At 64.5% G+C, this 25,804-nt stretch carries 28 protein-coding genes; 8 read left to right on the top strand and 20 right to left on the bottom strand.

The genetic code is table 11. The annotated features are described in order from the left end of the window. Positions 1–20: 20 nt before the first annotated feature. Genes ABIB06_RS08385 through ABIB06_RS08370 form a run of 4 tightly spaced genes read left to right on the top strand, consistent with a single transcriptional unit; the run spans position 21 to position 3,937 of the window. Complete coding sequence (locus ABIB06_RS08385; RefSeq protein WP_354046888.1) at positions 21–674, top strand: tetratricopeptide repeat protein; 654 nt, start codon at positions 21–23, stop codon at positions 672–674. Between the two features lie 29 nt (positions 675–703). After that, positions 704–1,252: a hypothetical protein gene (locus tag ABIB06_RS08380; protein WP_354046890.1), complete on the top strand. Its 549-nt coding sequence runs from the start codon at positions 704–706 to the stop codon at positions 1,250–1,252. 49 nt (positions 1,253–1,301) lie between these two features. Beyond that, positions 1,302–2,684: a ribosome biogenesis GTPase Der gene (gene der / locus ABIB06_RS08375; RefSeq protein ID WP_247446963.1), complete on the top strand. Its 1,383-nt coding sequence runs from the start codon at positions 1,302–1,304 to the stop codon at positions 2,682–2,684. Next, positions 2,681–3,937 carry a TCR/Tet family MFS transporter gene (locus tag ABIB06_RS08370; RefSeq protein ID WP_354046891.1) on the top strand — a complete coding sequence of 419 codons (1,257 nt, stop codon included), beginning with the start codon at positions 2,681–2,683 and terminating at the stop codon, positions 3,935–3,937. Before der ends, ABIB06_RS08370 begins: the two co-directional genes overlap by 4 nt. A 199-nt stretch (positions 3,938–4,136) precedes the next feature. On the opposite strand, the gene ABIB06_RS08365 is transcribed toward ABIB06_RS08370, so the two are convergent. The 7 genes from ABIB06_RS08365 to radA form a co-directional block, all read right to left on the bottom strand. After that, the gene (locus ABIB06_RS08365) at positions 4,137–5,363 is read right to left on the bottom strand and encodes an ABC transporter substrate-binding protein (protein WP_354046893.1); all 1,227 of its coding nucleotides are present in this window, start codon (positions 5,361–5,363) and stop codon (positions 4,137–4,139) included. Positions 5,364–5,533: 170 nt separating this feature from the next. Further along, positions 5,534–6,682 (bottom strand): NHL repeat-containing protein, encoded by a 1,149-nt coding sequence (locus ABIB06_RS08360; protein ID WP_354046894.1) that lies wholly within the window; start codon positions 6,680–6,682, stop codon positions 5,534–5,536. Between the two features lie 78 nt (positions 6,683–6,760). Then, the gene (locus ABIB06_RS08355; protein WP_354046896.1) at positions 6,761–7,501 is read right to left on the bottom strand and encodes an SDR family NAD(P)-dependent oxidoreductase; all 741 of its coding nucleotides are present in this window, start codon (positions 7,499–7,501) and stop codon (positions 6,761–6,763) included. A gap of 82 nt (positions 7,502–7,583) precedes the next feature. Beyond that, a complete protein-coding gene (locus tag ABIB06_RS08350; protein ID WP_354046897.1) occupies positions 7,584–7,712 on the bottom strand; it encodes a hypothetical protein in 129 nt (42 codons plus the stop codon). Between the two features lie 15 nt (positions 7,713–7,727). After that, positions 7,728–9,233 (bottom strand): amidophosphoribosyltransferase, encoded by a 1,506-nt coding sequence (gene purF / locus ABIB06_RS08345; protein WP_354046899.1) that lies wholly within the window; start codon positions 9,231–9,233, stop codon positions 7,728–7,730. A 28-nt stretch (positions 9,234–9,261) separates the two neighbouring features. Continuing rightward, positions 9,262–9,891: a CvpA family protein gene (locus ABIB06_RS08340; RefSeq protein WP_354046900.1), complete on the bottom strand. Its 630-nt coding sequence runs from the start codon at positions 9,889–9,891 to the stop codon at positions 9,262–9,264. Between the two features lie 166 nt (positions 9,892–10,057). Further along, positions 10,058–11,503 (bottom strand): DNA repair protein RadA, encoded by a 1,446-nt coding sequence (gene radA, locus ABIB06_RS08335; RefSeq protein ID WP_354046902.1) that lies wholly within the window; start codon positions 11,501–11,503, stop codon positions 10,058–10,060. Positions 11,504–11,733: 230 nt separating this feature from the next. Between radA and ABIB06_RS08330 the strand changes: the two genes are divergently transcribed. Next, positions 11,734–11,919, top strand: a complete 186-nt coding sequence (locus tag ABIB06_RS08330) for a hypothetical protein (RefSeq protein ID WP_354046904.1) — start codon at positions 11,734–11,736, stop codon at positions 11,917–11,919. Between the two features lie 11 nt (positions 11,920–11,930). Here the strand turns inward: ABIB06_RS08330 and ABIB06_RS08325 are convergent, their stop codons facing one another. The 9 genes from ABIB06_RS08325 to ABIB06_RS08285 form a co-directional block, all read right to left on the bottom strand. Beyond that, positions 11,931–12,656 carry a sulfite exporter TauE/SafE family protein gene (locus ABIB06_RS08325; RefSeq protein WP_247346242.1) on the bottom strand — a complete coding sequence of 242 codons (726 nt, stop codon included), beginning with the start codon at positions 12,654–12,656 and terminating at the stop codon, positions 11,931–11,933. 44 nt (positions 12,657–12,700) lie between these two features. Next, positions 12,701–13,618 carry a ribokinase gene (locus ABIB06_RS08320; RefSeq protein ID WP_354046907.1) on the bottom strand — a complete coding sequence of 306 codons (918 nt, stop codon included), beginning with the start codon at positions 13,616–13,618 and terminating at the stop codon, positions 12,701–12,703. 14 nt (positions 13,619–13,632) lie between these two features. Further along, positions 13,633–14,079, bottom strand: coding sequence for a ribose 5-phosphate isomerase B (rpiB, locus tag ABIB06_RS08315; RefSeq protein ID WP_247346250.1), 447 nt, complete (start codon positions 14,077–14,079; stop codon positions 13,633–13,635). 67 nt (positions 14,080–14,146) lie between these two features. Beyond that, positions 14,147–14,944 carry a transporter substrate-binding domain-containing protein gene (locus ABIB06_RS08310; RefSeq protein WP_354069127.1) on the bottom strand — a complete coding sequence of 266 codons (798 nt, stop codon included), beginning with the start codon at positions 14,942–14,944 and terminating at the stop codon, positions 14,147–14,149. 20 nt (positions 14,945–14,964) lie between these two features. Further along, positions 14,965–15,723, bottom strand: a complete 759-nt coding sequence (locus ABIB06_RS08305; RefSeq protein WP_354046911.1) for an amino acid ABC transporter ATP-binding protein — start codon at positions 15,721–15,723, stop codon at positions 14,965–14,967. Between the two features lies 1 nt (position 15,724). Continuing rightward, positions 15,725–16,393, bottom strand: a complete 669-nt coding sequence (locus tag ABIB06_RS08300) for an amino acid ABC transporter permease (RefSeq protein ID WP_354046913.1) — start codon at positions 16,391–16,393, stop codon at positions 15,725–15,727. A gap of 7 nt (positions 16,394–16,400) precedes the next feature. Further along, a complete protein-coding gene (locus ABIB06_RS08295; RefSeq protein ID WP_354046915.1) occupies positions 16,401–17,084 on the bottom strand; it encodes an amino acid ABC transporter permease in 684 nt (227 codons plus the stop codon). A 10-nt stretch (positions 17,085–17,094) separates the two neighbouring features. Next, positions 17,095–18,084 carry an NAD(P)-dependent oxidoreductase gene (locus ABIB06_RS08290; protein ID WP_354046991.1) on the bottom strand — a complete coding sequence of 330 codons (990 nt, stop codon included), beginning with the start codon at positions 18,082–18,084 and terminating at the stop codon, positions 17,095–17,097. After that, positions 18,030–18,770: a FadR/GntR family transcriptional regulator gene (locus ABIB06_RS08285; RefSeq protein ID WP_247346266.1), complete on the bottom strand. Its 741-nt coding sequence runs from the start codon at positions 18,768–18,770 to the stop codon at positions 18,030–18,032. Before ABIB06_RS08285 ends, ABIB06_RS08290 begins: the two co-directional genes overlap by 55 nt. Before the next feature lie 178 nt (positions 18,771–18,948). Between ABIB06_RS08285 and ABIB06_RS08280 the strand changes: the two genes are divergently transcribed. Beyond that, positions 18,949–19,266, top strand: a complete 318-nt coding sequence (locus ABIB06_RS08280) for a hypothetical protein (protein ID WP_247346269.1) — start codon at positions 18,949–18,951, stop codon at positions 19,264–19,266. A gap of 76 nt (positions 19,267–19,342) precedes the next feature. Next, positions 19,343–19,711, top strand: coding sequence for a GFA family protein (locus tag ABIB06_RS08275; protein ID WP_247346272.1), 369 nt, complete (start codon positions 19,343–19,345; stop codon positions 19,709–19,711). Between the two features lie 107 nt (positions 19,712–19,818). Here the strand turns inward: ABIB06_RS08275 and ABIB06_RS08270 are convergent, their stop codons facing one another. Next, positions 19,819–20,589, bottom strand: coding sequence for an exodeoxyribonuclease III (locus ABIB06_RS08270; RefSeq protein WP_354046917.1), 771 nt, complete (start codon positions 20,587–20,589; stop codon positions 19,819–19,821). A 41-nt stretch (positions 20,590–20,630) separates the two neighbouring features. Between ABIB06_RS08270 and ABIB06_RS08265 the strand changes: the two genes are divergently transcribed. Next, entirely contained in the window at positions 20,631–20,849 is a 219-nt protein-coding gene (locus tag ABIB06_RS08265; RefSeq protein ID WP_354046919.1) for a hypothetical protein, read from the top strand. A gap of 12 nt (positions 20,850–20,861) precedes the next feature. Here the strand turns inward: ABIB06_RS08265 and alr are convergent, their stop codons facing one another. The 3 genes from alr to ABIB06_RS08250 all read right to left on the bottom strand — a co-directional run bounded on the left by alr (position 20,862) and on the right by ABIB06_RS08250 (position 25,726). Then, positions 20,862–22,139, bottom strand: a complete 1,278-nt coding sequence (alr, locus tag ABIB06_RS08260; protein WP_354046993.1) for an alanine racemase — start codon at positions 22,137–22,139, stop codon at positions 20,862–20,864. 74 nt (positions 22,140–22,213) lie between these two features. After that, entirely contained in the window at positions 22,214–23,722 is a 1,509-nt protein-coding gene (locus ABIB06_RS08255) for a replicative DNA helicase (RefSeq protein ID WP_247346280.1), read from the bottom strand. Between the two features lie 753 nt (positions 23,723–24,475). Further along, positions 24,476–25,726: a cyclopropane fatty acid synthase gene (locus ABIB06_RS08250; protein WP_247346282.1), complete on the bottom strand. Its 1,251-nt coding sequence runs from the start codon at positions 25,724–25,726 to the stop codon at positions 24,476–24,478. Positions 25,727–25,804 lie beyond the last annotated feature (78 nt).

Here is a 25,804-nt window from a genome sequence, read left to right as displayed (position 1 = left end):
CGGGCATGGGATTATCATAAGTGTCTGAATTATTTGACGAAGTCGACGAGGAAGTACGTCGCGAACAGCTCAAGAAGCTGTGGGATAAGTATTCGATCTTCTTCATCGCCCTGATGGTGCTGATCGTTGCCGCCGTAGGTGGCTGGCGCGGTTACCAATATCTGGAGGCCCAGAAGGCCGCCGAGGCCGGTGCCGCTTTCGAGAAGGCCGCTGAGCTGTCCAAGCAGGACAAGCACGCGGAGGCCGAAGCGGCCTTCACCGAGCTCGCCGCCAAGGCTCCGTCGGGCTATCGCACATTGGCGCGGCTGCGTGCGGCAGCCGAGACGGCGGCCCGCGATCCCAAGGCGGCCGCCAAGCTGTATGACGACATTGCCGCCGACCGCAGCGTGGGCGGTGAGTGGCAGGATCTGGCGAAGCTCCGCGCGGCCGGCCTCCTGCTCGACAGCGCCGGCTATGCCGACATGCAGCAGCGGCTGGAAGCCTCCGCCGCGCCCAAATCGACCTTCCGTCACAGTGCCCGCGAGATGCTGGCGCTGTCGGCCTGGCGCAACAACGACATGACTGCGGCCCGCAAATGGCTCGATGCGATCGCCGAGGACGGCGAAACGCCGCCCGGCCTGCGCTCACGCGCCGAGGCCCTCCAGGCCCTGCTGCCGCCCGTCGCCAAAAGCTGACGGCCCGAGAGCTGACACGAGATACCGATATGCGCCGCACGCCACGCTTGATCGCAGCCGCCGTCCTGATCGCCTTCACGGGCGTCCTGGGCGGTTGCTCCAGCTTCGATCCGAGCGACATGCTCGACTTCCTCGATACCAAGAAGAAGCTGCCGGGCGACCGCAAGCCGGTGTTCCCGGAAGGTGTGCCGGGCCTCGAGCAGGGCGTGCCGAAAGACATGTACAAGGGCGCCCAGCAACAGCCCGATCCGAACGCGCCTGCCGTTGCGGCCTTGCCTGTGGAGCCTCAGCCCGAGCCGGCCAAGCCGGCGAAGGGAGCCAAGGCGAAAAAGACCAGGCAGCCGGCCGCCGCAGCAGTCGCGCCGGCTGAGGCGCCCGCCGGCGAAGTCGATGGCGAGGCCCAGCCGGAGGCGGCGCCCGCGGCCGCTCCGCCGCCCAGGCAGAAGATCGTGCGCAAGCGCACCACCGCGCCGCCGCCCGATCAACCCGTCCAGCAGGCGCAACCGACCCAGGCCACCCAGCAGCAATCGCAGGGCGCCTTCCCGGCGCCGATGCCGAGCGGCAGCTTCTCGCGCTAATTGCTTCATTTCATTGACAGGCGCAGCCCCGGCAGCGCACGAATGACCGATGTCCTATACAATTGCCATTATCGGCCGACCCAATGTCGGCAAGTCGACGCTGTTCAACCGCCTGGTCGGGCAGAAGCTCGCGCTCGTCGATGACCTGCCGGGCGTCACCCGCGACCGCCGCGAGGGGGAGGCCAGGCTCGGCGACCTCGAGTTCACCATCATCGATACCGCAGGGCTCGACGAGGGCGCCAAGGGCTCGCTGACCGCGCGCATGCAGGAGCAGACGGAGGCAGCGATCGCACAGGCCGACGCGCTGTTCTTCGTGATCGATGCCCGTATCGGCCTCACGCCCAACGATCGCGCCTTCGCCGATTTCGCCCGCAAGGCCAACAAGCCGGTGCTGCTCGTCGCCAACAAGAGCGAGGGCAAGCATGGCGACGTCGGCGCGATGGAGTCCTTCGCGCTCGGCCTCGGCGATCCGATCCAGGTCTCGGCCGAGCACGGCGAGGGCATGGGTGAGCTCTACGACGCTCTGCGCCCGCTGATGCCGGAGCCGGTGGAGGACGATGAGCTCGAAGACGACGAGCCGCTGACCGAGGAAGAGGCCGCCACGCGTCCGATCCGGGTCGCCATCGTCGGCCGGCCCAACGCCGGCAAGTCGACGATGATCAATCATCTGCTCGGCGAGGAGCGCCTGCTGACGAGCGCGGAGGCCGGCACCACGCGCGATTCCATCGCGGTCGAGATCAACTGGAAGGGCCGCGATTTTCGCGTGTTCGACACCGCGGGTCTGCGCCGGCGCTCGCGCATCGAGGAGAAGCTCGAAAAGCTCTCGGTCGCCGACGCACTGCGCGCGGTGCGCTTTGCCGAAGTCGTCGTGATGATGATGGATGCGCAGAACCGCTTCGAGGAGCAGGATCTTCGCATCGCCGACCTGATCGAGCGCGAGGGCCGCGCCGTCGTGCTCGCCGTCAACAAATGGGACCTGATGGAGAGCAAGGGCGGCGGCGCGATCTCCGGCCTGCGCCGGGATGCCGACCATTTGCTGCCGCAGGTCAGGGGCGTGCCGATCGTCGCCGTCTCCGGTCTGATGGGCGAGGGCATTGACCGCCTGATGCAAGCGATCCAGGACGCTTACGCGCTCTGGAACAAACGCGTGTCGACATCATCGCTGAACCGCTGGTTCGAAGAGGCAGTCCAGGCGAATCCGCCGCCCGCCGTATCCGGCCGCAGGCTGAAGCTGAATTACATCACGCAGACCAAGGCCCGCCCGCCGAGCTTCGTGCTGTTCTGCTCGCGCGCGGACGCGGTGCCTCAGTCGTATATGCGCTACCTCACCAATTCGATGCGTGAGGCCTTCGAGTTGCCGGGCACGCCGGTGCGCATCACCTTGCGCGAGAAGGCCAACCCCTTCGCCCACAAGCGCAAGCGGCTGTCGTGAGCGACGATGCCGGCGAGGCGATGGCGCAGGGCGCTGCGCCGGTCCGGCGCGGTGCGGTCGCCTTCATCTTCGTCACCATCCTGCTCGACATGCTCGCGCTCGGCGTGATCATGCCGATCCTGCCAAAGCTGATCGAGAGCTTCGTCGACAACGACACGGCGCACGCGGCCCGCATCTTCGGCCTGTTCGGCACTGCCTGGGCGCTGATGCAGTTCGTGTTCTCGCCGGTGCTCGGCGCGCTGTCGGATCGCTTCGGGCGGCGGCCGGTGGTGCTGCTGTCGAATTTCGGGCTCGCGGCCGACTATGTGCTGATGGCGCTGGCGCCGTCGCTGGTCTGGCTGTTCGTCGGTCGCGTCATTTCCGGCATCACCTCGGCCAGTATCTCGACCGCCTTTGCCTATATTGCCGACATCACGCCGCCGGAGCGGCGCGCGGCTGTCTTCGGCAGGATTGGCGCTGCCTTCGGCGCCGGTTTCGTGCTGGGCCCGGCGCTGGGCGGTCTGCTCGGCGACATCGATCCGCGCCTGCCGTTCTGGGCCTCGGCAGCCCTGAGCCTTGCCAATGCACTCTATGGGCTGTTCGTGCTGCCGGAATCGCTGGCGCCGGAGAAGCGCTCGCCGTTCCACTGGACGAGCGCCAATCCGGTCGGCGCGCTGCGCCTGCTGCGTTCCAACGCGGTGCTCGCTGCGTTGTCCGTCGTTAACTTCATCGCGCAGGTCGCGCATGTCGTGCTGCCCTCGACCTTTGTGCTCTATGCCACCTACCGCTACGGCTGGGATTCGAAAACCGTGGGACTGACGCTGGCAATGGTCGGCATCTGCGCCATGGTGGTGCAGGGGCTCGCGATCGGCCCGATCGTGCGCGTGCTCGGCGAGCGGAACGCGTTGATGATGGGCCTGTGCTGTGGCGCGGTCGGCTTCGTGATCTTCGGCGCGGCGCCGACCGGGCCGCTGTTCTGGCTCGGTATTCCCGTGATGTCGCTGTGGGGAATTTCGGGTGCCGCCATGCAGTCGCTGATGACGCGGCTCGTCGCGCCCCATCAGCAGGGCCAGTTGCAGGGGGCGACTGCGAGCGTGCAGAGCGTGTCGCAGCTCGTCGGCCCGTTCCTGTTTACGCTGACGTTTTCATATTTCATCGGCGCCAGCGCGCCGTGGCAGCTGCCCGGCGCGCCGTTCCTGCTCGCGGCGGCGCTGATGGTGGTGTGCGTGGCGATCGCGGTGCGGGCGCTGGGAGCCACGAAGACGGTCTCGTAGGGTCGGCAAAGACGCTCTTGCGCGGTGCCCACCCTCCTTCCTCGATCTCGAAAGAAACGGCGGGTACGCTCCGCTTTGCCCACTCTACGGCAGCTTTTCTGGGCCAATACGTGAATGCCCGGGACATCCAGCGCGAAGACGCGCTTCGCGCTTTTGCCCGGGCATGACGTCGTTGAGAATGTGCGTGACCGCTACGCGGTTATTTCTTCACCAGCGGGCACTCGCTGTCCTTGAGCGGCTTGGCCGCATCTTCCGCCGGGATGGTCGCGATCAGCTTGTAATAGTCCCACGGCCCCTTCGATTCTTCCGGCTTCTTCACCTCGAACAGGTAAGCGGGAATGATCCGGCGGCCGTCGGCGCGCAGCGGGCCCTTGCCGAACAGCGGATCGTCGGTCGGAAGCTCCTTCATCTTGGCGACGACCTTGGCGCCGTCATGCGGATTGCCGCCGAGCGCGTCGAGCGCCTTCAGGTAATGCAGCACGGCCGCATAATTGCCGGCCTGCGTCATCGACGGCTTCGCCTTGTTGGCCGCCTTGTCCTGGAAGCGCTTCGCGAAGGCGCGCGTGCCTTCGTTGAGGTCCCAGTAGAAGGATTCGGTGAAGGTCAGCCCGTGCGCGGTCTTGAGGCCGAGCGAGTGGACGTCGTTGATGAACAGCAAGAGCGCGGCAAGCTTCTGGCCGCCCTCGACAATGCCGAACTCGGAGGCCTGTTTGATCGAGTTGGTGGTGTCGCCGCCAGCATTGGCGAGTCCAATGATCTTCGCTTTCGAATTCTGCGCCTGCAGCAGGAAGGAGGAGAAGTCGGAGGTATTCAGCGGGTGCTTGACGCCCCCCAGCACCTTGCCGCCGTTTGCCGTGACTACCGCCGTTGTGTCACGCTCCAGTGCTGCACCAAAGGCGTAGTCGGCGGTCAAGAAGAACCAGCTGTCGCCGCCAGCCTTGGTGAGCGCCTTGCCGGTACCGTTGGCGAGCATGTACGTATCGTAAGTGTAGGAGATGGTATTGGCGTTGCACGCCTTCCCGGTCAGATCGGCGCTGGCCGCACCTGAGTTGAGCAGGATCGCATTCTTCTCTTTGACGAGGTTGCTGACGGCCAACGCCACGCCAGAATTCGGAGTGTCCGAGATCACATCCACTTTTTCGGTGTCGATCCATTGCCGCGCAAGATTGACGCCGACATCGGGCTTATTCTGATGATCTCCGCTCAGCACGTCGATCTTCCAGCCCTTTGCGAGCAAGCCGGAATCCTCGACCGCCATCTTAATCGCGACCACGGCACCAGGGCCATTGATGTCGGCGTAAAGGCTCGACATGTCGGTCAGGACGCCAATCTTGGCGGTCTTGTCCTGAGCGAAGGCGGATGTGGCAAAACCGAAGGCGGCACAGGCCAGAAGGGCCGCAGAGCGGCGCGCGAACGTCGTCGTCATAAAAGGTTTCCTCCATTGTCAAACATGCGGACGGCTCTCTTGAATGGGAGCCTTGTTCCGGCTGATGGCTCTACCGTGTCCCACGGCCGGCGGCAATGCGCCTAAAGCCGGATGACGCTGCGTCGTAGCGTCATCCATCGGTTAACTTTTGGGCAAAATGCGTCGAGACGCTATTTCAGCGCGTCCGACGTCAGCTTGAATTTCTGAATCCGCTTTCCGGTGTCGACCTCGGCGGTATAGACGTTACCCTTGGCGTCGATCGCCATGGCATGCACCCAGTGGAATTGCCCGGCATTGCGGCCGTTGTGGCCGAAGCTGCCGACTACGCTGCCGTCCTCGCGCCTGATGACCCTGATCTCGTTGTTTTCGCCGTCGGCGCTGAGCAGCCAGGTCTGCTTCGGATCGGGCCAGATCGCGATGTCCCACACCGCGCCGTTGCCGAGCGTGTTCTTCTCGAAGAAGAACTCCTTCACGAAGCTGCCGTCCTTCTTGAAGACCTGGATACGGTTGTTGATGCGGTCGCAGACGTAGACGAGCCCGTCATTGGCGAGCTTCACGCAATGGACGGGGTTGCCGAACTGCTGGGACACTGGTGCCTTGGGATCATACGCCGCCTGCTTGGTGTCATCGGGCTTGTTGCCGTAGGCGCCCCAGTGCCGCTTGTAGGCGAGGGTGGTTGCGTCGAACACGATGACGCGGCGGTTGCCATAGCCATCGGCGACGTAGATTTCGTTCGCCGCCTTGTCGATCGCGGTCTCGGCGGGCTTGCCGAGCTGCGTCGTGTCGTTGCTGCCGAGGCTCGGCGCGATCTTGCCGATCTGGGCGACGAACTTGCCGTCGAGCGTGAACTTCAGGATCGCGTTGTCATTGTCGGCATTGCCGCCGACCCAGACGAAGCCGCGCTCGTCGACCTCGATGCCATGCTCGCGGCCGACCCATTCATAGCCTTCACCGGCACCGCCCCATGATCGTAGCAGGTTGCCGTCGGTGTCGAATTCGAGCACCGGCGGTGCTGAAATGCAGCATTTGGAACGCGGCGGGTTGAGGCTCGCGCCTTTCTCGTCATCGGTGAGCGAGCGCGGGCGATGGATGACCCAGATGTGGCCCTGCCAGTCGACGGTGATGCCGCCGACCTGGCCGAGGATCCAGTTGTTCGGCAGCGGCTTTGGCCAGGAGGAATCGACCGCGAAGGTCGGGACCTCGCCTGCTGTGGCAACGCCCGGAAGCGCGAATGCGACGGTCGCAATCAGGATGGAAAAGGCGTGAGAGACATTTGCGAGCGCACGCGTAACGCCTGCGCGATCATGCCGTGGCGCCATGGCGACCTCCCTTTATTGGCTTGCGACTTGCTGCCGCTTGAGTGCGGGCAGTCAATCGCGGGGAGGCCGTCAAGTCAATCAGGCCGGCGAGCGGAAGCTCATCAGGCTGCGGGACTTGTAATCGTAGAATTTGCCGGTCTCGGTCCAGTCCGGCGCGCACATCGGCACGATGAATTCGGCGACCTGCTCGGACGTTTCCAGCGTCGCCGGGTCTTCGCCCGGCATCAGCGTGGCGCGCATACGGGTGCGGACCGGGCCGGGATTGAACAAATTGATGCGCAGCTTCGTATTTGCGGTCTCCTGCGCCCAGACGCGCGCCAGCGTTTCCAGCGCGGCTTTGGAGGCGGCGTAGGGGCTGACATAGGCGGTGGCCTTGTTGGCCGCGCCCGAGGTGATGAACACCGCGCGGCCGGCGTCGGATTGCTTGAGCAGCGGCTCCATGCAGCGGATCAGTTGGAAGTTCGCGGAGACGTTGACGGCCATCACGTCGTTGAAAGCCTTCAGCTCGATATGACCGACCGGCGAGGACGGGCCGAGCACGCCGGCATTGCCGACGAGGATGTCGAGCTTGCCGTAGCGTTCGTGCAGGCCGGCGCCGAGCCGCGCGATGCCGTCGGAATCGGTGAGGTTGAGCGGCACCAGCGTTGCGCTGCCGCCGACCTGGCGGATCTCGTCGTCGAGCTCTTCCAACCCGCCCTGCGTGCGCGCGACCGCCACGATATGCGCGCCGGCCTTCGCGAGCGCCTTGGCCGTGGCGAAGCCGATGCCGCGCGAGGCGCCGGTGACGAGAGCGATGCGGTTGGCGAGGGGATTTGTCATTGCGGGGTTTTACAGGCGTGGATGGCCGGGACAAGCCCCAGCGATAACGGAATTTGCCCCTGGGGCTCGAGCTACCGCCGCGCTACTGGATGTTGTTGCTGTCGGGTCCGTTTCCCGATCTGTCGGGCGTTACCTTCATACCCTGCCTGAAGGCGAAGACGATGAAACCGACCAGCAGCCCTCCGCAGAGAATGGCGATGGCCAGCTGCATCGTCGCGGTCTCGCCTTAGCTCGCCTCCGCCAGCAGCGACAATTGCCGCGGCTGCTGCTCGATCTGGGTCTGGTCGGTGAGGTGGGTCGGATACGCCCCGGTGAAGCAGTGATCCGAGAATTTTGGATTGGCGGGGTCGCGGCCGGGCTCGCCCATCGCGCGGTACATGCCGTCGATCGACAGGAAGGCGAGCGAGTCGGCGCCCATGATCTCGCGCATCTCCTCCAGCGAATGCGTCGCGGCGAGCAGGCCGCCGCGGTCCGGCAGGTCAATGCCGTAATAGTCGGGATAGAGGATCGGCGGCGAGGCGAGGCGGAAATGCACTTCCTTGGCGCCCGCGTCGCGCATCATGCGCACGATCTTCTTCGAGGTGGTGCCGCGCACCAGCGAGTCGTCGATCAGGATGATGCGCTTGCCTTCGATCGCGGCGCGGTTGGCCGAATGCTTCATGCGCACGCCGGATTCCCGGATCGCCTGCGTCGGCTGGATGAAGGTGCGGCCGACATAATGGTTGCGGATGATACCGAGCTCGAACGGCACGCCGGAATGCTGGCTGTAGCCGACAGCGGCGGGCACGCCGGAATCCGGCACCGGCACGACGACGTCGACCGGGACGTGGCTCTCACGCGCGAGCTGCGCGCCAAAGGCCTTGCGCACCTCGTAGACCGAGCGGCCGTGAACGATGGAATCGGGACGGGAGAAGTAGATGTATTCGAAGATGCAGGGACGCGGCGCGATCGGCGGGAACGGCTTGTGAATGTCCTTCCCGTTCTCGTCGAACACGATGACCTCGCCGGGCTCGATGTCGCGGACGAAGCGCGCACCGATGATGTCGAGTGCGCAGGTCTCCGAGGTCAGGATCGGGCAGCCGTCGAGATCGCCGAGCACCAGCGGACGGATGCCGCGCGGATCGCGCGCGCCGACCAGCTTCTTGTTGGTCAGCGAGACCAGCGCATAGGCGCCCTCGATCTCGCGCAACGCGTCGACATAGCGCTCGATGAAGCGGCTGCGCCTGGAGCGCGCGACCAGATGCAGGATCACTTCGGTGTCGGTGGTCGACTGCATCATTGCGCCGCTCTTCACCAGTTCGCGGCGCAGTGTCAGGCCGTTGGTGAGGTTGCCGTTGTGGGCGACCGCAAGGCCGCCGGCATTCAATTCGGCGAACAGGGGCTGCACGTTGCGCAGGATGGTCGCGCCGGTGGTGGAATAGCGGACATGGCCGACCGCCATGTTGCCGGGCAGTCGGTCGATCACTTCGCGGCGGGAAAAAGTGTCGCCGACGAGGCCGAGGCGGCGTTCGGAATGAAAGCGGCTGCCGTCATAGGAGACGATGCCGGCGGCTTCCTGACCGCGGTGCTGAAGGGCATGGAGGCCGAGCGCCGTGATGGCGGCGGCATCGGGGTGGCCATAGATGCCGAAGACGCCGCATTCCTCGCGCAGCGTATCCCCTTCCAGATCGTCCTGAAGCTCTAGCGCGGCCGGGCCGAGATCAAGTAGGGCGTCCTGGTCAGGATTTCGCATCTCGTCCGAGCCTCTCTTTAGGGCTTAATCAATGCGCAGCGGGTTTCTCGATCAGCTTTTTAAGGCCGTCACGAGCCGGTTTGCTGTATCCGTCGCCATTGCCCGAAGGCTGCTGCTCGGAATCAGTCTGCTCATCATCTGGTTTGTTTTTCTTGAATCTCTTCAAGATGGTGTTCTCGGGGTCGTCAGGCAAGAGGGCCATCAGCCAATCCCCGGTTCCCTGGAGCACAACGCGGGACTTGGCCCCCGTGACCCAGTCCGGGCGCTGCTTGTCCGGCACCAGCCAGGTGAAGAACAGGAAGGCGACCACGACGATCAAAAGCCCGCGAGCCAGCCCGAACAGGAAGCCGAGGGTGCGGTCCAGCGCGCCGATGCGCGAATCGAGGATCATGTCGGAGATCCGGACCGTGATCACGGAGACCACGACCAGGGTGCCAACGAACACGCCGGCGACCACGACCACGCTCGCGACGGTATCGTTGTTGAAATAGGTCTTGGCGGTCGGCAGCAGCTTCGAGAATGAATAAAGGGTGACGATCGCCGCCGTGCCCCACGCCGCGATCGACAGGATTTCGCGCATGAAACCGCGAACCATGGCGAGCAGGCCCGAGATCAGCATCACACCGAGCAGGATCAGGTCGAGGATGGTTACTGGCATCGGCTGGTCTGGTCCGCTCGTACTTCAAAGGTGCTCAGCGAATCGGTGTTTGGCCGCCGCCCTAAGTGAGGGGCAGACGACGTTTCCGGCAAGGCCGCAACCACGCAATCCCATGCTGCTTTTGTGACGGCTGTATAGCGGCGGGGACGGGGAACGTCACCTCCGCCTAACCCTCTCCACGGCGGAATCTTGCCGGTGTGGCATTTTTCTCTGCCGGCGCGCTCGAGTCGCCCCGGCGGGAGCCGCGGGCGGCGATTTCGGCGACCAATGTCGTCAGGCTGTTGATCGCGTTCAGCGATAGTCCGGCATCGCCGCTGGCTTCGCCCCGGGCCGATTCGGGCAGCACGGCGCGCTGAAAGCCGAGTTTTGCCGCTTCCTTCAGCCGGGCCGGGGTCTGCGCCACCGGGCGGACCACGCCGGACAGCGAAATCTCGCCGAAATAGACCGCATCGGTGGGTAATTGTGCATTAACCAGAGAGGACACGAGCGCGGCCGCGGCGGCCAGATCGGCCGCCGGCTCGTGGATGCGCAGCCCGCCCGCAACGTTCAGATAGACATCGTGGCCGGACAGCTTGACCCCGCAATGGGCCTCCAGCACCGCCAGCACCATCGACAGCCGGCTCGGATCCCAGCCGACCACGGCCCGGCGCGGGGTGCCGAGCGAGGTCGGGGCCACCAGCGCCTGCAATTCGACCAGGACGGGCCTGGTGCCCTCGATGCCCGCGAAGACTGCGGTGCCGGGCGTGCCGAGATCGCGCTCGGACAGGAACAGCTCCGAGGGGTTGGTGACCTCGCGCAGGCCGAGCCCGGTCATCTCGAACACGCCGATCTCGTCGGTCGGCCCGAAACGGTTCTTCACGGCACGCAGGATACGGAATTGCTGCGAGCCTTCGCCCTCGAACGACAGCACGGCATCGACCATGTGCTCGACTACGCGGGGGCCAGCAATCTGGCCATCCTTGGTGACATGGCCGACCAGAATGATAGCCGCGCCGGTCTTCTTGGCGAACCGGATCAGCGCCTGCGCCGAGGCGCGCACCTGGGTGACCGTGCCGGGCGCGGATTCCACCGTGTCGGTCCACATGGTCTGGATCGAATCGATCACGATGAGCCGCGGCACCGCACCTTCCGACAGCGTCGAGACGATGTCCTCGACCGATGTCTCGGCGGCGAGCTGCACCGGCGCGTCCGATAGCCCGAGCCGCTCCGCGCGCAGCCGCACCTGCGCGACCGCCTCTTCGCCCGAGATGTAGACGATGCGATGCCCGGCGCGTGCCATCAGGCTGGTTGCTTGTGTCAGCAGCGTCGACTTGCCGATGCCGGGATCGCCGCCGACCAGAAGCACCGAGCCGCGGACGAAACCGCCGCCGGTGACGCGGTCGAGCTCCGTCATGCCTGAGGACAGGCGCGGGGCGTCCTGGGTTTTTCCGGACAGGCTTTCGAGCGCGAACGTCCGCCCCTTGCGCTTGGAGCGGATCGACACCGGTACGCTGCCGGTCGCGTCCTCCTCGGCGAGCGTATTCCACTCGCCGCAGGACTCGCACTTGCCCTGCCAGCGGTTATAGGCCGCGCCGCAGTTCTGACAGACGAAGGAAAGCGTGTTCTTGGCCATGGGGACAGCGAGTCCAAGGGTTGCAGGTTTGCTGATAGCACGGAATGACGGGTCGAGAGAGCAGACCGGCCGAATCCCGAATATCGCAATTCAGCGCGCCTGATACACGCTTTGTTAGCTCTGTGTCGCCGCACCGCCGCGCCAAAAGCTCAAGACCTGGCTCGGCGACATCACGACGGATCTTCGGACGGTGGGCGCGCGGATGGCCAATGCCCTGATCGGTGCGGCGCGTGCCGATCGAGCGCGCCGAGCAGGCCAAGGCCATGCGCGAGATGGGCGTGACGCTCGGGCAGGGCTTTCTCTATCACCGGCCGCAGCCGCTCGCGGCCGTGTTGCTATGGCTCGAGGAACAACCGGCCCAAGAGAGCCGCGTCCTCGAGGATAGCCCGTCGATTGCGCCCGAATTTGCCGCCTGAGCGCAGCGCGGCTACGGCTGCGCCGCATTCCACAGCATGGAAAGGCCGGCCGCGATCATGATCGCGTCCATCACCACGCGGAACATTTCGGGCTTCAGATGCAGCACGAAGCGCTTGGCGATGAAGGCGCCGGCCATCAACGAAGATCCTGCCACCAGGCCTTTGACGAACACATCGCCGGTGAGCGCGCCGAAACGTTCGAAGGTCACGGACTTTGCGAAATAGAGGCCGAGCGAAGAAGCCGCCTCGGTGGCAAGGAAGGCGCCCCTGGACAATCCGTAGAACAAAAACAGCGGGACGCTGAGCGGGCCGGTGGAGACGACGATGCCGGTGAGATAGCCGATGAGGGCCCCGCCGATGGCGAGATGCCAGAGATTGGCCTTGAGATCGTGCCGCGCCAGCCAGTGCCGCACCGGCACCATCGCGATCAGAAAGAGGCCTATGGCAAGATCGACGGCGTGCGGGGGCAGCGCCAGCAGCGTCCGCGCGCCGAGCACCGCGGCCGGAATGCCCGTGACCGAATAGGCCGCGCAGGCGCGCCAGTCCACATCGCGCCACCAGGCCAAAATCCGCGAAAAATTCGCCATCACCGCGGCGACTGCCATGATCGGCACCGCTTCCTTCGGCCCATAAGCATAGACCAGCACCGGCATCAGCATGATCGACGACCCCGTGCCGACGATGCCGGAAATGGTGCCTGCGATGAGGCCGACGGTGAGGACGAACAGGAAGGCCAAGGGAACTGCTCCGGGAATCGGAGCAGTGTAGCCGCGGAACGATGTCAGGCGAGAGAGGGAATCGCGGCCCGCATCGGCATGCCGGCCTGCGCGCCGCGCGTGAGACACTTTTGGGCTGCCGCGTCGCACCCGACCTGGAGGGCGGTTTGCAATGGTGCCTTCTGGCTCAACATGGCCGCGAACGCGCCGACAAAAGTGTCGCCGGCGCCGGTCGTGTCCACCGGCGTGATGCGCGGGGCAGGGGCGCGCAGGCGGGTGTCATCGGCCGTGACGGCCAGCGCGCCTTGCGCACCGGCGGTGACGATGCAGGTGAGGTCGCCGGTCCTGGCGAGGTCGGCGGCTGCCGCTTCGTAATCGGATGGAGCGAAGCCTATGGCCGCGGCCGCGTCCATCGCCTCGTGCTCATTGACGAGGAGATAGTCGGTCACGGCGAGAAGCGCTGCAACCATATCGCGCGTCATCTGCTCCGGGACTGGCGCCAGGTTCCAAATGACGGTGCCGAATTCCGCTTTCGTCCTGCGTGCGGCCTCGAGCGCCTGCGCAAAGGGCACCTCCATCTGGAGCACCAGCACCGTGTCGGGACCGAATAGCCCCGCAGGGAGGTCACCGGCGCTCGTGGTCATGTTGGCGCCGCTGGCCACCGTGATCGCATTCTCGCCGGCATGGTCGACCGTGATGAAGGCGCAGCCGGTCGGCTCATCCGATCTGACGACGAGATCGGCATCAACATTGTTTGCCCGGAGGTTCTCGATCGCGCGATCGCCGAATCCGTCCCGTCCGATGCGGCCGGCCATCCGGACCTGTCCCGGTCCTGCGATCCGCGCGGCGGCCACGGCCTGATTGGCGCCCTTGCCGCCGAAATGCGTCTGGTAGGACGGCGCGAGCACCGTTCGGCCCGGCCCGGGAATGACCGGGACCGCCGCGACCAGATCGATATTGAGCGATCCGAACATCAGGATCATGGCGGCGACGTCCGTCAGCCTTGCTCGTCCATGACGCGCAGCTTTTCCACGCGGCGGCGGAAATCCTCGTCGGTGGAGAATTCGGCGGAGAGGTACGACGAGACGAGATCCACGGCGAGCCAGGCGCCGACGATCTGCGCGCCGATGCACATGACGTTGACGTCGTCATGCTCGACGCTCTGATGGGCGGAATGGACGTCGTGGCAGACCGCGGCGCGGATGCCCTTCATCTTGTTGGCCGCGATCGAGGCGCCGACGCCGGTGCCGCACACCATGATGCCGCGTGTGGCTTCGCCCGACGTGACCTTCTGGGCGACTGCGCGCGCGATGTCGGGAAAGTCCACCGGCTTGTCGTCATGGGAGCCGACGTCGAGAACGTCGTGGCCGAGGCTGCGGATGTGGTCGATAACGGTCTGCTTGAGCGGCCAGCCGGCGTGGTCTGATCCGATGACGAGACGCATGTGATGTCCTTCTTGATTTTGCATTGATCGTGACAGCCGCAAGCGGCTGCCACGATTTTCCGTAGTTTCAGCTACGCATGTCGGGCGGCAGATCGACGCCATGGAATTTCTTGTAGATCGCGTTGAGCTTGCCGTTCTTGACGTTCTCGGTGATCCACGCGTTGAGCTTGTCCATCAGGCGCTGCTCGCCCTTCTTCAAGCCAATAGCGAGGTCGAAGGTAGCAAGTGGAATCTTGGACTCGAAGATGCGGGCCGGATTCTTCACCCCGATCTGGTTGATGATCGTCGCGGAGGTGCCGACGCAATCGACCTGGCCGGAGACCGCCGCCGTCACTTCCGTGGCGTCGTCGTCATAGCGGGCGATCTTCAGTTCCTTGTCCTTCATGTTCGACAAGGTGGTGTCCTGCGTGGTGCCGCGCGAGACGCCGATCGTCTTGTCCTTCAGGTCGGGCCAGTCCTTGACGTTGAGCGACTTGAGGCAGCCGACGTCGGATTGCAGCGTCGCGTAGCGCTTGGTGAAGTCGATAACCTTGGCGCGCTCGGGCGTCACCGAGAGCGTCGAAATGATGATGTCGGCCTTGCCGGTCAGGACGTTGGGGATGCGCGTTGCGCCGGTGGTCTGGATGAATTCGAGCTCGAATCCCCAGTCCTTGGCAAGCAGCTGCGCCACTTCGACGTCGGAGCCGGTCGGCTTCATGCTGGCATCCATCATGCCCGAGGGCGGAATGGCGACGTCCGTCGAGATGCGGATCTTCTTCGCCTGCATGATCTCGTCGAGCAAATCGGCAGCCAACGCCGGGCCGGCTGCGATCAACATGAGACAACACGCCGAAACTGCTGCGCCCAGAAATGTCCTCTTTGTCATCCTTGGTTCTCCTCTCCCTGTTACGATTTCAAGTTTCCTGTGCCGACGAATTGCGTCAGCTCCGGCGTCGTTGGCGACGTCAGGATCGAGGCGGGTCCGGTCTCATGAACCTTGCCGCGATGCATGAAGACGATCCGGTCGGCGATGCCCTTGGCAAAACCCATCTCGTGGGTGACCATCACCATGGTCATGCCGTCCGCCGCCAACTGCTCGATCACCTTCAGCACTTCGCCGGTGAGCTCGGGATCGAGCGCGGAGGTGACCTCGTCGAACAGCATGACTTTCGGCTGCATTGCGAGCGAGCGGGCGATCGCCGCGCGCTGCTGCTGGCCGCCCGAAAGCTGCTCGGGGTAGGCGTGCAGCTTCTCCTCGAGCCCGACCTGCGCAAGCACTTTTCGCGCCAGGTCTTTGGCCTCGCCTGTGGCAAGGCTCTTCACGGCGCGAGGGGCGAGCGTGATGTTCTGCTCGATCGTGAGATGGGAAAACAGATTGTAGCTCTGGAAGACGATGCCGACGTCCTGACGCAGCGCGCGCAGATCGACGTCCGGACGGTCGACCCGGTGACCGCACACCACGATCTCGCCGCCGTCGACCTTCTCGAAGCGGTCGATACAGCGAAGCGCCGTGCTCTTGCCGGAGCCGGAACGGCCAATCAGCGCCAGCACCTCGCCGCGCTCGACGAAGAAGGAGACGCCATCGAGGACCCGGAGCGGGCCAAAGCTCTTCTGCACGTCGCGAAGCGACACGATTGGTTCGGAGGAGGTGGGCTTTTGTTGCATGTCAGGCTAGCGCGAGGTTGGACCTGCCACGCCCCATCCGCCGTTCCAGCCTCTGGCTGAACAGGGAGAGGGGATAGCACATGGCGAAGTAGGTGACGGCGATGATGGCGTAGATGGCAAACGGCTCGAACAGGGAGTTGTTGACGATCTGGCCCGAGCGCATCAGCTCGACGAATCCGACGACGGAGGCGAGCGAGGTGTTCTTGACGATCTGCACCATGAAGCCGACGGTGGGCGGCGTGGCGATGCGGATCGCCTGCGGCAGGATCACCTTCATCATGCGCTGGGTGCGGCTCAGCGCGAGGCCCTCGGCGGCCTCCCATTGCGGCTTCGGCACGGACTGGATGCAGCCGCGCCAGATCTCGCCGAGATAGGCGGCGACATAGAGCGTGAGCGAGGCGCCGGCGGCCGCGAGCGGCGAGACCTTGAGGCCGATGGCGGCAAGGCCGAAATAGCCGAGGAACAGGATGACAAGCAGCGGTGTGCCCTGAATGAGCTGGACATAAACGGCACTGGCGATCCGCACCGATTTCAGCGGCGAGATTCGCGCCAGCGCGATCACGAAGCCGACGATGCCGCCGCCGATCAGCGCGATCATCGATAGACCAATGGTCCACAACGCGCCCTGACCGAGGAATATCAGATGGTTGATGTTGAGATGTCCGCCCATGGTCATCTCACAACGGTGTGCCGAGCCGGCGACGGCGCGGAAACAGTACGAGGCCGAGGCCCCAGAAGCCCGCGCGCATCACCAGCGACAGGATGATGTAGAGGACCGCGACGATGATGTAGGTCTCGAACGCGCGGTAAGTGTCCGACTGGATGTAGTTGGCGACTGCGGTGAGTTCTTCCGCCGAGATCTGCGAGCAGACCGAGGAGGCCAGCATCAACAGCACGAACTGGCTGGTCAGCACCGGATAGACCTTCTCGATCGCGGGCAGCAGGATGATATGCCAGTAGATCTGGAGGCGCGACAGCGCCAGCCCCTCGGCCGCCTCGATCTGTCCGCGCGGGATCGCCTCGAAACCGGCGCGCATGATCTCGGCAGTGTAGGCGCCGACATTGATCGTCAGCGCGGCCACCGCCACGGTGAAGGCGGAGAATTTCAGCCCGAGGCTGGCGAGGCCGAAATAGACCAGGAAGATCTGCACCAGCAGCGGCGTATTGCGGATGGCCTCGACATAGATCTTGCAGGCGGCTGCGATCAGGGCGCTGTGCGCGCCGCGCCCGACCGCCGCGAGCGTGCCAAGGACGGCGCCGCAGACCGTCGAAAAGGCTGCCAGCTCCAGCGTGAGGACGGCGCCGGCGAGGAAACTCGGCCAACGCTCCAGCACTGCGGGAAAGTCGAGTTGGAGGCTCATCGTATCAGGGTCAGCCGGTGGTCTGGTTGGTCATGCGGTCGTAGACGCGGAACAGCGCCTGGTTGCCGTTGTTGCCTTCGCCGTGGGCGCGCGCATCGACATATTGGCTGGTGACGAACGCGGTGCCGGGCAGCGGCACGCTCAGCGCCTGCGCCTGCTCCAGCACGAGGCGGAGGTCCTTGAGCTGCAGATCGATCCGAAAGCCGGCGGAGACGTCGCCCGCGATCATCGCGGGGCCGAGCTTGTCGAGCATCCAGGATGCGGCGGAGCCACCGAGCAGCACGCGGCGCAGCAGATCGAGATCGAGGCCAGAAGCGCGACCGAGCGCCAGCGCCTCGCAGATCGCCTGGATGTTGATGCCGCAGATGAGCTGATTGCAGAGTTTTACGGTCTGGCCGGCGCCGGCCGCGCCGACATGCGTGATGGTCGTGCCCATCGCGCGGAAGAACGGCTCGGCTTTGGCAAATGCTTCGGCGTCGCCGCCGGCCATGATCGAGAGCGCGGCGTTCCTGGCGCCGAGCGGGCCGCCCGAGACCGGCGCATCGATGAAGCTGACGCCGGCCTTTTGCAGGTCTGCATGGATGCGGCGGACGGCGACCGGTGAGATCGTGCTCATGTCGACGATGAGCTTGCCTGATGGTGGCGACTTCAACAGCCCATGCTCGCCGTAAATGGTCGCCTCGACATGGGGCGTGTCGGGCAGCATGGTGATGACGACATCGGCGCCTTGCGCGGCCTCGGCCGGACTTTTGGCGCGAACCGCGCCTTCCTTGACGATGTCGGCGACAGCAGCCTCATTGAGGTCGAAGGTGCGCACCGCGTGCCCGGCCTTCAAGAGGTTGCGCACCATCTCCAGGCCCATCGTGCCGATGCCGATGAAGCCGACGCTGCCCTTGTCGTTCCGTCCCATGTTATCAGTCCGTTTCTTGTTTCGTCTGTCTGCGGTCAGCGCGAGGCGCTGGTCTTGTCCAAGTCGCCGACGACGGCGCGTCTGCGGAATTCGTCTCCAATGGCAAAATGCTTGCGCAGCGTTGCGTCCGCGCGCTCCGGATCGCGCGCGATCACAGCTTCAAAGATGCGGCGGTGGTCGTCGATCAGATAGGTCTTCATGGACGGGAAGGCCTGCACCAGTTCGCGGCGACTGCGATGCGAATGCGTCAACAGGCCGGCCATCGAGCCATGGAGGACGGTCAGGGTTTCCGAGCGTGAAGCCATCACGATCGTGCGGTGGAAATCGAAGTCGGCTTTACCGCCGCCATCCGCCTCGTCGATTGTTTCCTCGATTTTCGCAAGTGCGCGCTGGAGCCGCTCGTAATCGGCAATGTTTGCGCGCTCGCAGGCAAGCCGGATCGCCTGGCACTCGATCGCGACGCGCGCCTGCATGACGTCGTCGAGCATGTCCGCTTGCTGGGCGAGCGCGAAGGTGAAGAAGTCGTTCAGCACGGAGACGTCCGGCCGCGTCACCACGGTGCCGACGCGGTCGCGGATCTCGACGATGCCGAGCACGGTGAGGGCGCGCAGCGCCTCGCGCACGATTGGCCGGCTGACGCCGAGAAGGCTCGCGAGCTCACGCTCGGAGATCAGGCGATCGCCGGGCTTGAGCGAGCCCGCAAGCAGCCGTTCGCGCAAGAAGGCGAACACCTTCTCGAAGCCCTTTTCGCCTTCAGCCGCGCGCTTGAGTTCCATCCCTGTCTCTTTTGGTCTGATCTTGGTAAGACCAGTAGGATGACCAGAATGGTGCGTCAAGCGCCTTGGTTAACCGCCGGTGTCGCAGGCACCGCCAATCCGAGCCGTTCGCCGGCCCGATCCTTAGAATTTGAAGCGTATTGATCGGAGCGTTCGCTTAGAGAATTTGAGGTCCGCGATGCCCGACCATCATTCCTTCTCCGTGCTCGATCGCCATGCGGTGTTGAGCGGATCCGATGACGGTTTCCCCTGGTACGCGGGCGCGATGCTTGCGGTCGAGGCGAGTGATGTGATGCGCTTGCGCTACGAAAAACTCAGCCAGGGCAACGAGGCCGCCGGGCGGGAGGCCGTGCTGATGGTGAGCGAGAAGATCGCAGCTGCCTTCGAGACGGCAGCTAGCCTGCTTGCCGGGGCGACGCCGGCAGTGATTGTCCAGCGCTATCGCGAGCATGTGGCCGCGAATGCCAAGCGGTTGTCCGCGAGCGACGCTCCGTGACGGGGCCGCGCTGCTGACAGCATGTTGGCAGCAGGGTCCGGCTATGACCACCTTCTGACAAAACGGAGAGCGGGTCATGCCGATCGAGGCAAGCTGTCATTGCGGTGAGACGGTGTTCGAGGTGACGGAGGCGCCCTCGAGCGTGACCCGCTGCACCTGTTCGCTCTGTGCCAAGCGCGGCGCGTTGTGGGCCTATTATACGCCGGCGCAGTTTCGGCTGCTGTCGCCGGCGGAGAACGTCGCGACCTATCTCTGGGGCAGCCGCACGGTCAAACATCATTTCTGCGCGAGCTGCGGCTGCGGTACCTATTCGGAGTCGCCGGACTGGTCGACCGGCAAGCCCGATTTCGACAATCCCAAGGTCGGCGTCAACGCGCGTCTGTTCGACGAGTTCGACCTGGAGGCCGTGCCGGTGAACATGATCGACGGCAAGAATTTGTGGTGAGCATGCGCTCTCAGGCATATCTGCCGCACGGTCTGTCCACCATTCCTCACCAACGCAAGCGGGAGTGGTGGGCACGCTTCGCTTTGCCGCCTTACAAGTTCGTTCATTTATTTCAGCACGACCCACGCCGGCGCGTGATCGCTGGCGCCATCCTCGCCGCGAATCTTCTTGTCCACGCCCGCTTTAGCCAGGCGTGAGACGAGGGCGGGGCTGAGTAGGACATGATCGAGCCGCAGGCCCGCATCGCGCGGCCAGCGGTTTCGCTTGTAATCCCAGAAGGTGTAGATGCGCTTCTCCGGGTGCAGTTCACGGATCGCGTCGCACCAGCCTTGTGCCACCAGCGAGCCGAAGGCCGCGCGGCTCTTCGGCTGAACCAAGGCATCCTTGTCCCACGAGCGCGTCGGATAGATGTCGATCTCCGTCGGCGCGACGTTGTAGTCGCCGGCGAGCACCACGGGCAGGTCCTGCTTGATGAAAGTTTTGGCGTGGCGCTTGAGCCGCGCGAACCAGTCGAGCTTGTACTCGAATTTCGGTCCCGGCTGCGGATTCCCGTTCGGCAGGTAGATGCTGGTGACGATGACACCGCGTACCGCGGCCTCGATGTAGCGGGCTTCGTGATCGCCAGGTTTCCCCGGCAAGCGATCGCGGGTGAGAACGGGCTCGACATTGCGGGCCAGGATGGCGACGCCGTTCCAGGTCCTCTGTCCACACCACACTGCGCCGTAACCGGCTTTTTCGATGGCGGCCGCCGGAAATTCGCCATCACTTGCCTTCAATTCTTGAAGCGCAACGACATCAGGTTTCGCCGTTCGCATCCATGCCAACAGATTGGGCAGGCGGCGATTGATGTTGTTGATGTTGAATGTCGCAATCTTCATGTAGAGCTGACCGCTTCTTACGTTCCGACACCGGAGATGAAATGTCCAAGTTGAACTTTTCCGCCATCGCATTGCTCGTCGCATTCTCCGGAGCGACTTCGGCACAATCCTCCGATCCGCGCGGCGCGTGCAAGGCGGACTACGATAAATTCTGCGCCGGCCTCGCACCGGGCGGGGGCATCGTCGCCTGCCTCAACGGCAAGCGCGATCAGCTCAGCGCAACCTGCAGGACGGCGCTGGACAGCAGGAAAAAGAAGTAAGCAGCGAGCTGCTCAGCTCGGCAGCGGCGGCGGGTTCGCGGGCTGCTCGACCGGCGGCGGGGAGGGCAGTTGCTCTGCCATGGTCGCGGGAGCCGGCTTTGCCAGCGGCTCCACCACATTGCCGCCCTTGTAGATTCGCGCGTAGCGGTGGCCGAGGCTGGTCAACACCTCATAGCCGATCGTGCCGAAATGATGGGCGAGCTCGTCGACGGTGATGCCCTCGCCAAGCAGCGTCACCATGTGGCCGCGCCGCACCGCGTTCGGCGGCAAGTCCGTGATGTCGATCGCGATCAGGTCCATCGAGACGCGGCCCGCGACGGGGCAGCGCTTGCCGGCGACGATGACCTCGGCGCCGCGGGTGCCGTCATTGGAGCTTGCGGCGCGGAAATAGCCGTCGGCATAACCGACCGCGATGATCGCCAGTTTCGTCGGCCGCCGTGCGGTCCAGGTGCCGCCATAGCCGACGCTTTCGCCGCGCTCGACGCTGCGGATCTGCACGATGCGGGCCTTGAGGTCGACCACCGGCTGCATCGGATTGTCGGCTTCCGGCGTCGGGTTGACGCCGTAGAGCGCGGCGCCCGGCCGCACCATGTCGAACTGGAAAGGTGCGCCGAGGAAGACGCCGGAGGAATTGGCGAGCGCGGCCGGCACGCCGGAGAATTCGCTGGCGATGCCGCGGAAGGCCGCGAGTTGCTTGGCGTTCGCTGGGTTGTTGAGCTGCTCGGCCGAGACCAGATGGCTCATCACCAGCGTGATGCCGTGGTCGCCGGCATTGATGCGCGGGATGATGGCGTGCGCTTCCGCAAGCGTCAGGCCAAGCCGGTTCATGCCGGTGTCGATGTGAACCGCCGCGCCACCGGTCCATCCGGTGCGGCGGCAGAACACGTCCCATTCGGCAAGCTCGTTGAGATCGCCGATCACGGGGCGGCAGTTGATTTGGGCGTAGTGCTCGCCGGTGTTCTGGAAATAGCCGCCGAGCACGTAGATCGTAGGCTCCGGCACGGCTGCTCGCACCTTGCGCGCTTCCTCGATGGTGGCGACGAAGAAGGTCTTGCAACCGGCCTTGTTCAGGGCACGCGCAACCTGCTTGGCACCGCAGCCATAGGCGTCGGCCTTGATCACCGCCGAGCATTCGGCCGGCACCGCGGTCTTCTCGAGCTTGCGCCAGTTGGCGATGATGGCGTCGAGGTCGACGGTGAGCACGCCGCCGAAGGCAGCGAGCGTGGCAGTTTGATTGGCCTCCGCGGAGAGAAGGCCAGATTGCGGGATCATTTTCGGGTCGGACGCCATTGTCATGACGCCGTTTTACGCAAGAGACCGCTGCGGTTCAACCCAAGGAACCAACAAGGAACCGAACGAGGAGCCTAGTAGTCGCCGCCACCGCGGTCCGGCACCTGACTGTCCGGCGCAAGGTCGCCAAATCGTGTGATCGAAGCTTCAAAGGCCAGATCGACTGTGCCGGTCGGACCGTGGCGCTGCTTGCCGATGATGACTTCGGCCTTGCCATGCGCAAGATCCATGTCCAGGCGCCATTTTTCGTGCTCGGGTGTGCCCGGGCGCGGCTCCTTGTTTCCGAGGTAATATTCCTCGCGGTAGACGAACAGAACGACGTCGGCGTCCTGCTCGATCGAGCCGGATTCGCGCAGATCTGAGAGCTGCGGCCGCTTGTCCTCGCGCGACTCCACCTGGCGCGAGAGCTGCGAGAGCGCGATCACGGGCACGCTCAGTTCCTTGGCCAGGGCCTTCAGACTTGTCGTGATCTCGGTGATTTCCTGCACGCGGTTTTCGCTGCGCTTGCCCGAGCCTGACAAGAGCTGGATGTAGTCGATGACGATGAGGTCGAGGCCCTTCTGCCGTTTCAGCCGGCGGGCGCGCGCCATCAGCTGCGAGATCGAGAGGCCGCCGGTCTCGTCGACATAGAAGGGCAGCGATTGCAGCTCGATCGAAACCTCGCGGATATTCTCGAAATCGGCTTCCGAGATGCCGCCGCGGCGGATGTGGGACGAGGGAATGCCGGTGCGCTCGGCGACGATACGCGTGGCGAGCTGGTCGGCCGACATTTCGCAGGAGAAGAAGCCGATGACGCCGCCATGGGCGGCCTTCGTGGTGCCGTCGGCCTGCAGTTCTGGAACATAGGCCCGGGCGACGTTATAGGCGATGTTGGTTGCAAGCGACGTCTTGCCCATGCCGGGGCGGCCGGCGACGATGATGAGGTCGGAGTGCTGCAAGCCGCCCATCTTGGTGTCGAGGTCGCGCAGACCCGTCGAGATGCCGGACAGCTTTCCGTCGCGCTGGAACGCTTTCGCGGCAAGATCGACCGCGAGCGTTAGCGCCTGCGAGAATTTCTGGAAGCCGCCGTCGTAGCGGCCGGACTCGGCGAGTTCATAGAGGCGGCGTTCGGCGTCCTCGATCTGCGCCCGCGGCGCGAAGTCGACCGGGGCGTCATAGGCGACATTGACCATGTCCTCGCCGATCCCGATCAGATCGCGGCGCAATGCCAGGTCGTAGATGGTGCGCCCATAATCCTGCGCATTGATGATGGTGGTCGCTTCGGCGGCGAGCCGCGCCAGATATTGCCCGATGGTCATGCCGCCGACATCAGTGTCGGCGGGCAGGAAGGTCTTCAGCGTGACGGGCGTCGCGATCTTGCCCATCCGGATCAGGCTCGAGGCAGTCTCGAAGATGGTCTGGTGCAGCGGCTCGAAGTAATGCTTCGGCTCCAGGAAGTCAGAGACGCGGTAAAATGCGTCGTTGTTGACCAGGATCGCGCCCAGAAGGCTCTGTTCCGCTTCGATATTATGCGGCGCGCTCCGATAGGCGGGAGTTCCGGAGTCCGGCGCGAGTTTGAGAACGTTCGAATCAGTCAGGGCCATGGTCGAGCGATAGCAATTTTCTGGGGCAGATGCGGGGCCGGGATAAAGCGCCGCCTCAGCGCAAAGCGGAAGCAAAAGCTCGCCGCTATCAACCGATCATTAAAATGGTGGATGATTGGCCGCCGCAGTGCGCGCCGCGCTTGACGGATTTTCGCTGAATCAGGTCGCGGCGCAGGAAGCGACCGCGCCACGGAAAACTCCGGATGAAGTGAACCTAATGGGTTGGCGGGCAGACCTATCGAGACGCGCGCGAAATGACGCACGCTGGGAGCTTTCGGCTCGGTTCAGACCAGCAGAAGGTAGACCAGTGCAACCAGGGCCGCCCCGACGCCGGTAGCGATCAGGGCGTAATCGGTGCGGAGGTCGTCCTGCACGTCGAATGAGGTTTGGGTCTCTTTGCTCATGGCGACGGTCTAGGCCAGGGCCGGCGGGACTTATGTGAAGCAGATCACATCTCCCCGGATTCTTTCGGGGGTACGGCCGGAACAGGCGAGCGGGCGGGGGGTTGTCTCCCGCGATCCGCCACCAGGAACGAGGCAAGCGATGCGGCCAGGACGGCAGCTCCGGAATTGGCGAAGCGAAGCAGGCAGCCGGCTTTGGCTGTCGGGGCTGATCGCGGCCATGGAGCACGCTGAGCGGCCTGAAGTGCGTCGGGAACCGGTCGCCCCCGAAATCCTGAAGGCACTGCGGATACAGTTGGCCTTGACTGCCTCTTTCCGGTCCGCTCCGATTTCGACCCTGCACCACTAGGACTTATTCACCAGCCATCTTCAGCCTCGGCTTGGCGCCGGCTTCGACGGCCAGCAGCCGGGCTTCTTCACGCGCGATGTAGTTGCGTGTCATCGGCACTATGCCCTGGCGCCGGGTGAGTTGAATCTGGAAGTTCATCATATCCTGCTTGCGGAACGTCATCTCGCTGGCTGCCAGATAAAATTCCCACATCAGCGCGAAGCGCTCGTCGTACAGCTGTACGGCTTCTTCGCGCCGCGCCATGAAGCGCTCGCGCCATGCTTTCAAAGTTTCGGCGTAATGCAGCCGCAGAATCTCGATGTCGCAGACCAGCAGGCCCGCCCGCTCGATCGCCGGCAGCACCTCCGAGAGAGCGGGGATGTAGCCGCCGGGAAAGATGTATTTGGCGATCCAGGGATTGGTGGAGTCCGGGCCCTGCGAACGGCCGATCGAGTGCAGCAGCATGACGCCGTCTTTGTCCAACAGCTCGGCGCAGCGCCGGAAGTAGGTGTCGTAGAAGCGGGCGCCGACATGCTCCAACATGCCGACTGAGACGATGCGGTCGAACGGGCCGGCGACGTCGCGATAGTCCTGAAGCAGGAATTTGGCCGATCCGGTCAGACCCTTTTCGGCTGCGCGCGCATTGGCGATCTGCAACTGCTCGGTCGATAACGTTATGCCGGTGACGTCAACACCTGCGATCCCGGCGAGATAGAGCCCAAGTCCGCCCCAGCCCGAGCCGATGTCGAGCACGCGCTGGCCGCCCTTGACGAGCAGCTTTGCGGCGATGTGTCGTTTCTTGGCGAGCTGCGCATCGTCGAGGGTGGTCTTCGGCGTCTCGAAATAGGCGCAGCTATATTGCTTGTCGGCGTCGAGGAAGAGCGAATAGAGCCTCGCATCGAGATCGTAGTGGTGTGCGACGTTGCTGCGGGAGCGCGGGCGCGGATTGAACTGCCTCAGGTGCCGCGCCAGGTAGCGAAGGTGCCACCAGGGTTTTGCCCAGTGCGGCAATAGGTCGGGTTGATCGAGCAGGATCGCGAGGGCATCAGCTATGGTGCCGTGCTCGACGACGAACTCGCCGTCCATATAGGCCTCGCCAAGCCCGAGCTCGGGATTGACGAGGATCTTCCGCTCTGCGTCCGCGGTGACGAAGCGGACTGCAACCGGTTCGCCTGAGCCATCGCCGACCGTGAACTTCGAACCCTTTGCCGCGGTCACCGTCATCGACCCGCGGCGGATGAATTGAGACAGGAATTGACGCAACAATCGGTCCATCGATACCCATCCTCTCGAGCGAACCCGAAGAGATGCGACTAAGCCGGCATTCACCCTACGCGCGGCCACCGCAGCGGT

The organism is Bradyrhizobium sp. LB8.2 (genome assembly GCF_040548035.1).
Taxonomy (GTDB): domain Bacteria; phylum Pseudomonadota; class Alphaproteobacteria; order Rhizobiales; family Xanthobacteraceae; genus Bradyrhizobium.
The sequence above is the reverse complement of the archived record's forward strand: the minus strand, read 5'-3'. Positions and strand labels throughout refer to the sequence as shown.

Bases quoted from the DNA above. Each gene is read 5' to 3' on its own strand.
- ABIB06_RS08380 (WP_354046890.1), top strand. From the start codon at position 704: ATGCGCCGCACGCCACGCTTGATCGCAGCCGCCGTCCTGATCGCCTTC.
- der (WP_247446963.1), top strand. From the start codon at position 1,302: ATGTCCTATACAATTGCCATTATCGGCCGACCCAATGTCGGCAAGTCG.
- ABIB06_RS08365 (WP_354046893.1), bottom strand. From the start codon at position 5,363: ATGACGACGACGTTCGCGCGCCGCTCTGCGGCCCTTCTGGCCTGTGCC.
- ABIB06_RS08360 (WP_354046894.1), bottom strand. From the start codon at position 6,682: ATGGCGCCACGGCATGATCGCGCAGGCGTTACGCGTGCGCTCGCAAAT.
- ABIB06_RS08355 (WP_354046896.1), bottom strand. From the start codon at position 7,501: ATGACAAATCCCCTCGCCAACCGCATCGCTCTCGTCACCGGCGCCTCG.
- ABIB06_RS08350 (WP_354046897.1), bottom strand. From the start codon at position 7,712: ATGCAGCTGGCCATCGCCATTCTCTGCGGAGGGCTGCTGGTCGGTTTC.
- purF (WP_354046899.1), bottom strand. From the start codon at position 9,233: ATGCGAAATCCTGACCAGGACGCCCTACTTGATCTCGGCCCGGCCGCG.
- ABIB06_RS08340 (WP_354046900.1), bottom strand. From the start codon at position 9,891: ATGCCAGTAACCATCCTCGACCTGATCCTGCTCGGTGTGATGCTGATC.
- radA (WP_354046902.1), bottom strand. From the start codon at position 11,503: ATGGCCAAGAACACGCTTTCCTTCGTCTGTCAGAACTGCGGCGCGGCC.
- ABIB06_RS08320 (WP_354046907.1), bottom strand. From the start codon at position 13,618: ATGATCCTGATGTTCGGATCGCTCAATATCGATCTGGTCGCGGCGGTC.
- rpiB (WP_247346250.1), bottom strand. From the start codon at position 14,079: ATGCGTCTCGTCATCGGATCAGACCACGCCGGCTGGCCGCTCAAGCAG.
- ABIB06_RS08310 (WP_354069127.1), bottom strand. From the start codon at position 14,944: ATGACAAAGAGGACATTTCTGGGCGCAGCAGTTTCGGCGTGTTGTCTC.
- ABIB06_RS08305 (WP_354046911.1), bottom strand. From the start codon at position 15,723: ATGCAACAAAAGCCCACCTCCTCCGAACCAATCGTGTCGCTTCGCGAC.
- ABIB06_RS08300 (WP_354046913.1), bottom strand. From the start codon at position 16,393: ATGGGCGGACATCTCAACATCAACCATCTGATATTCCTCGGTCAGGGC.
- ABIB06_RS08295 (WP_354046915.1), bottom strand. From the start codon at position 17,084: ATGAGCCTCCAACTCGACTTTCCCGCAGTGCTGGAGCGTTGGCCGAGT.
- ABIB06_RS08285 (WP_247346266.1), bottom strand. From the start codon at position 18,770: ATGGAACTCAAGCGCGCGGCTGAAGGCGAAAAGGGCTTCGAGAAGGTG.
- ABIB06_RS08280 (WP_247346269.1), top strand. From the start codon at position 18,949: ATGCCCGACCATCATTCCTTCTCCGTGCTCGATCGCCATGCGGTGTTG.
- ABIB06_RS08275 (WP_247346272.1), top strand. From the start codon at position 19,343: ATGCCGATCGAGGCAAGCTGTCATTGCGGTGAGACGGTGTTCGAGGTG.
- ABIB06_RS08270 (WP_354046917.1), bottom strand. From the start codon at position 20,589: ATGAAGATTGCGACATTCAACATCAACAACATCAATCGCCGCCTGCCC.
- ABIB06_RS08265 (WP_354046919.1), top strand. From the start codon at position 20,631: ATGTCCAAGTTGAACTTTTCCGCCATCGCATTGCTCGTCGCATTCTCC.
- alr (WP_354046993.1), bottom strand. From the start codon at position 22,139: ATGGCGTCCGACCCGAAAATGATCCCGCAATCTGGCCTTCTCTCCGCG.
- ABIB06_RS08255 (WP_247346280.1), bottom strand. From the start codon at position 23,722: ATGGCCCTGACTGATTCGAACGTTCTCAAACTCGCGCCGGACTCCGGA.
- ABIB06_RS08250 (WP_247346282.1), bottom strand. From the start codon at position 25,726: ATGGACCGATTGTTGCGTCAATTCCTGTCTCAATTCATCCGCCGCGGG.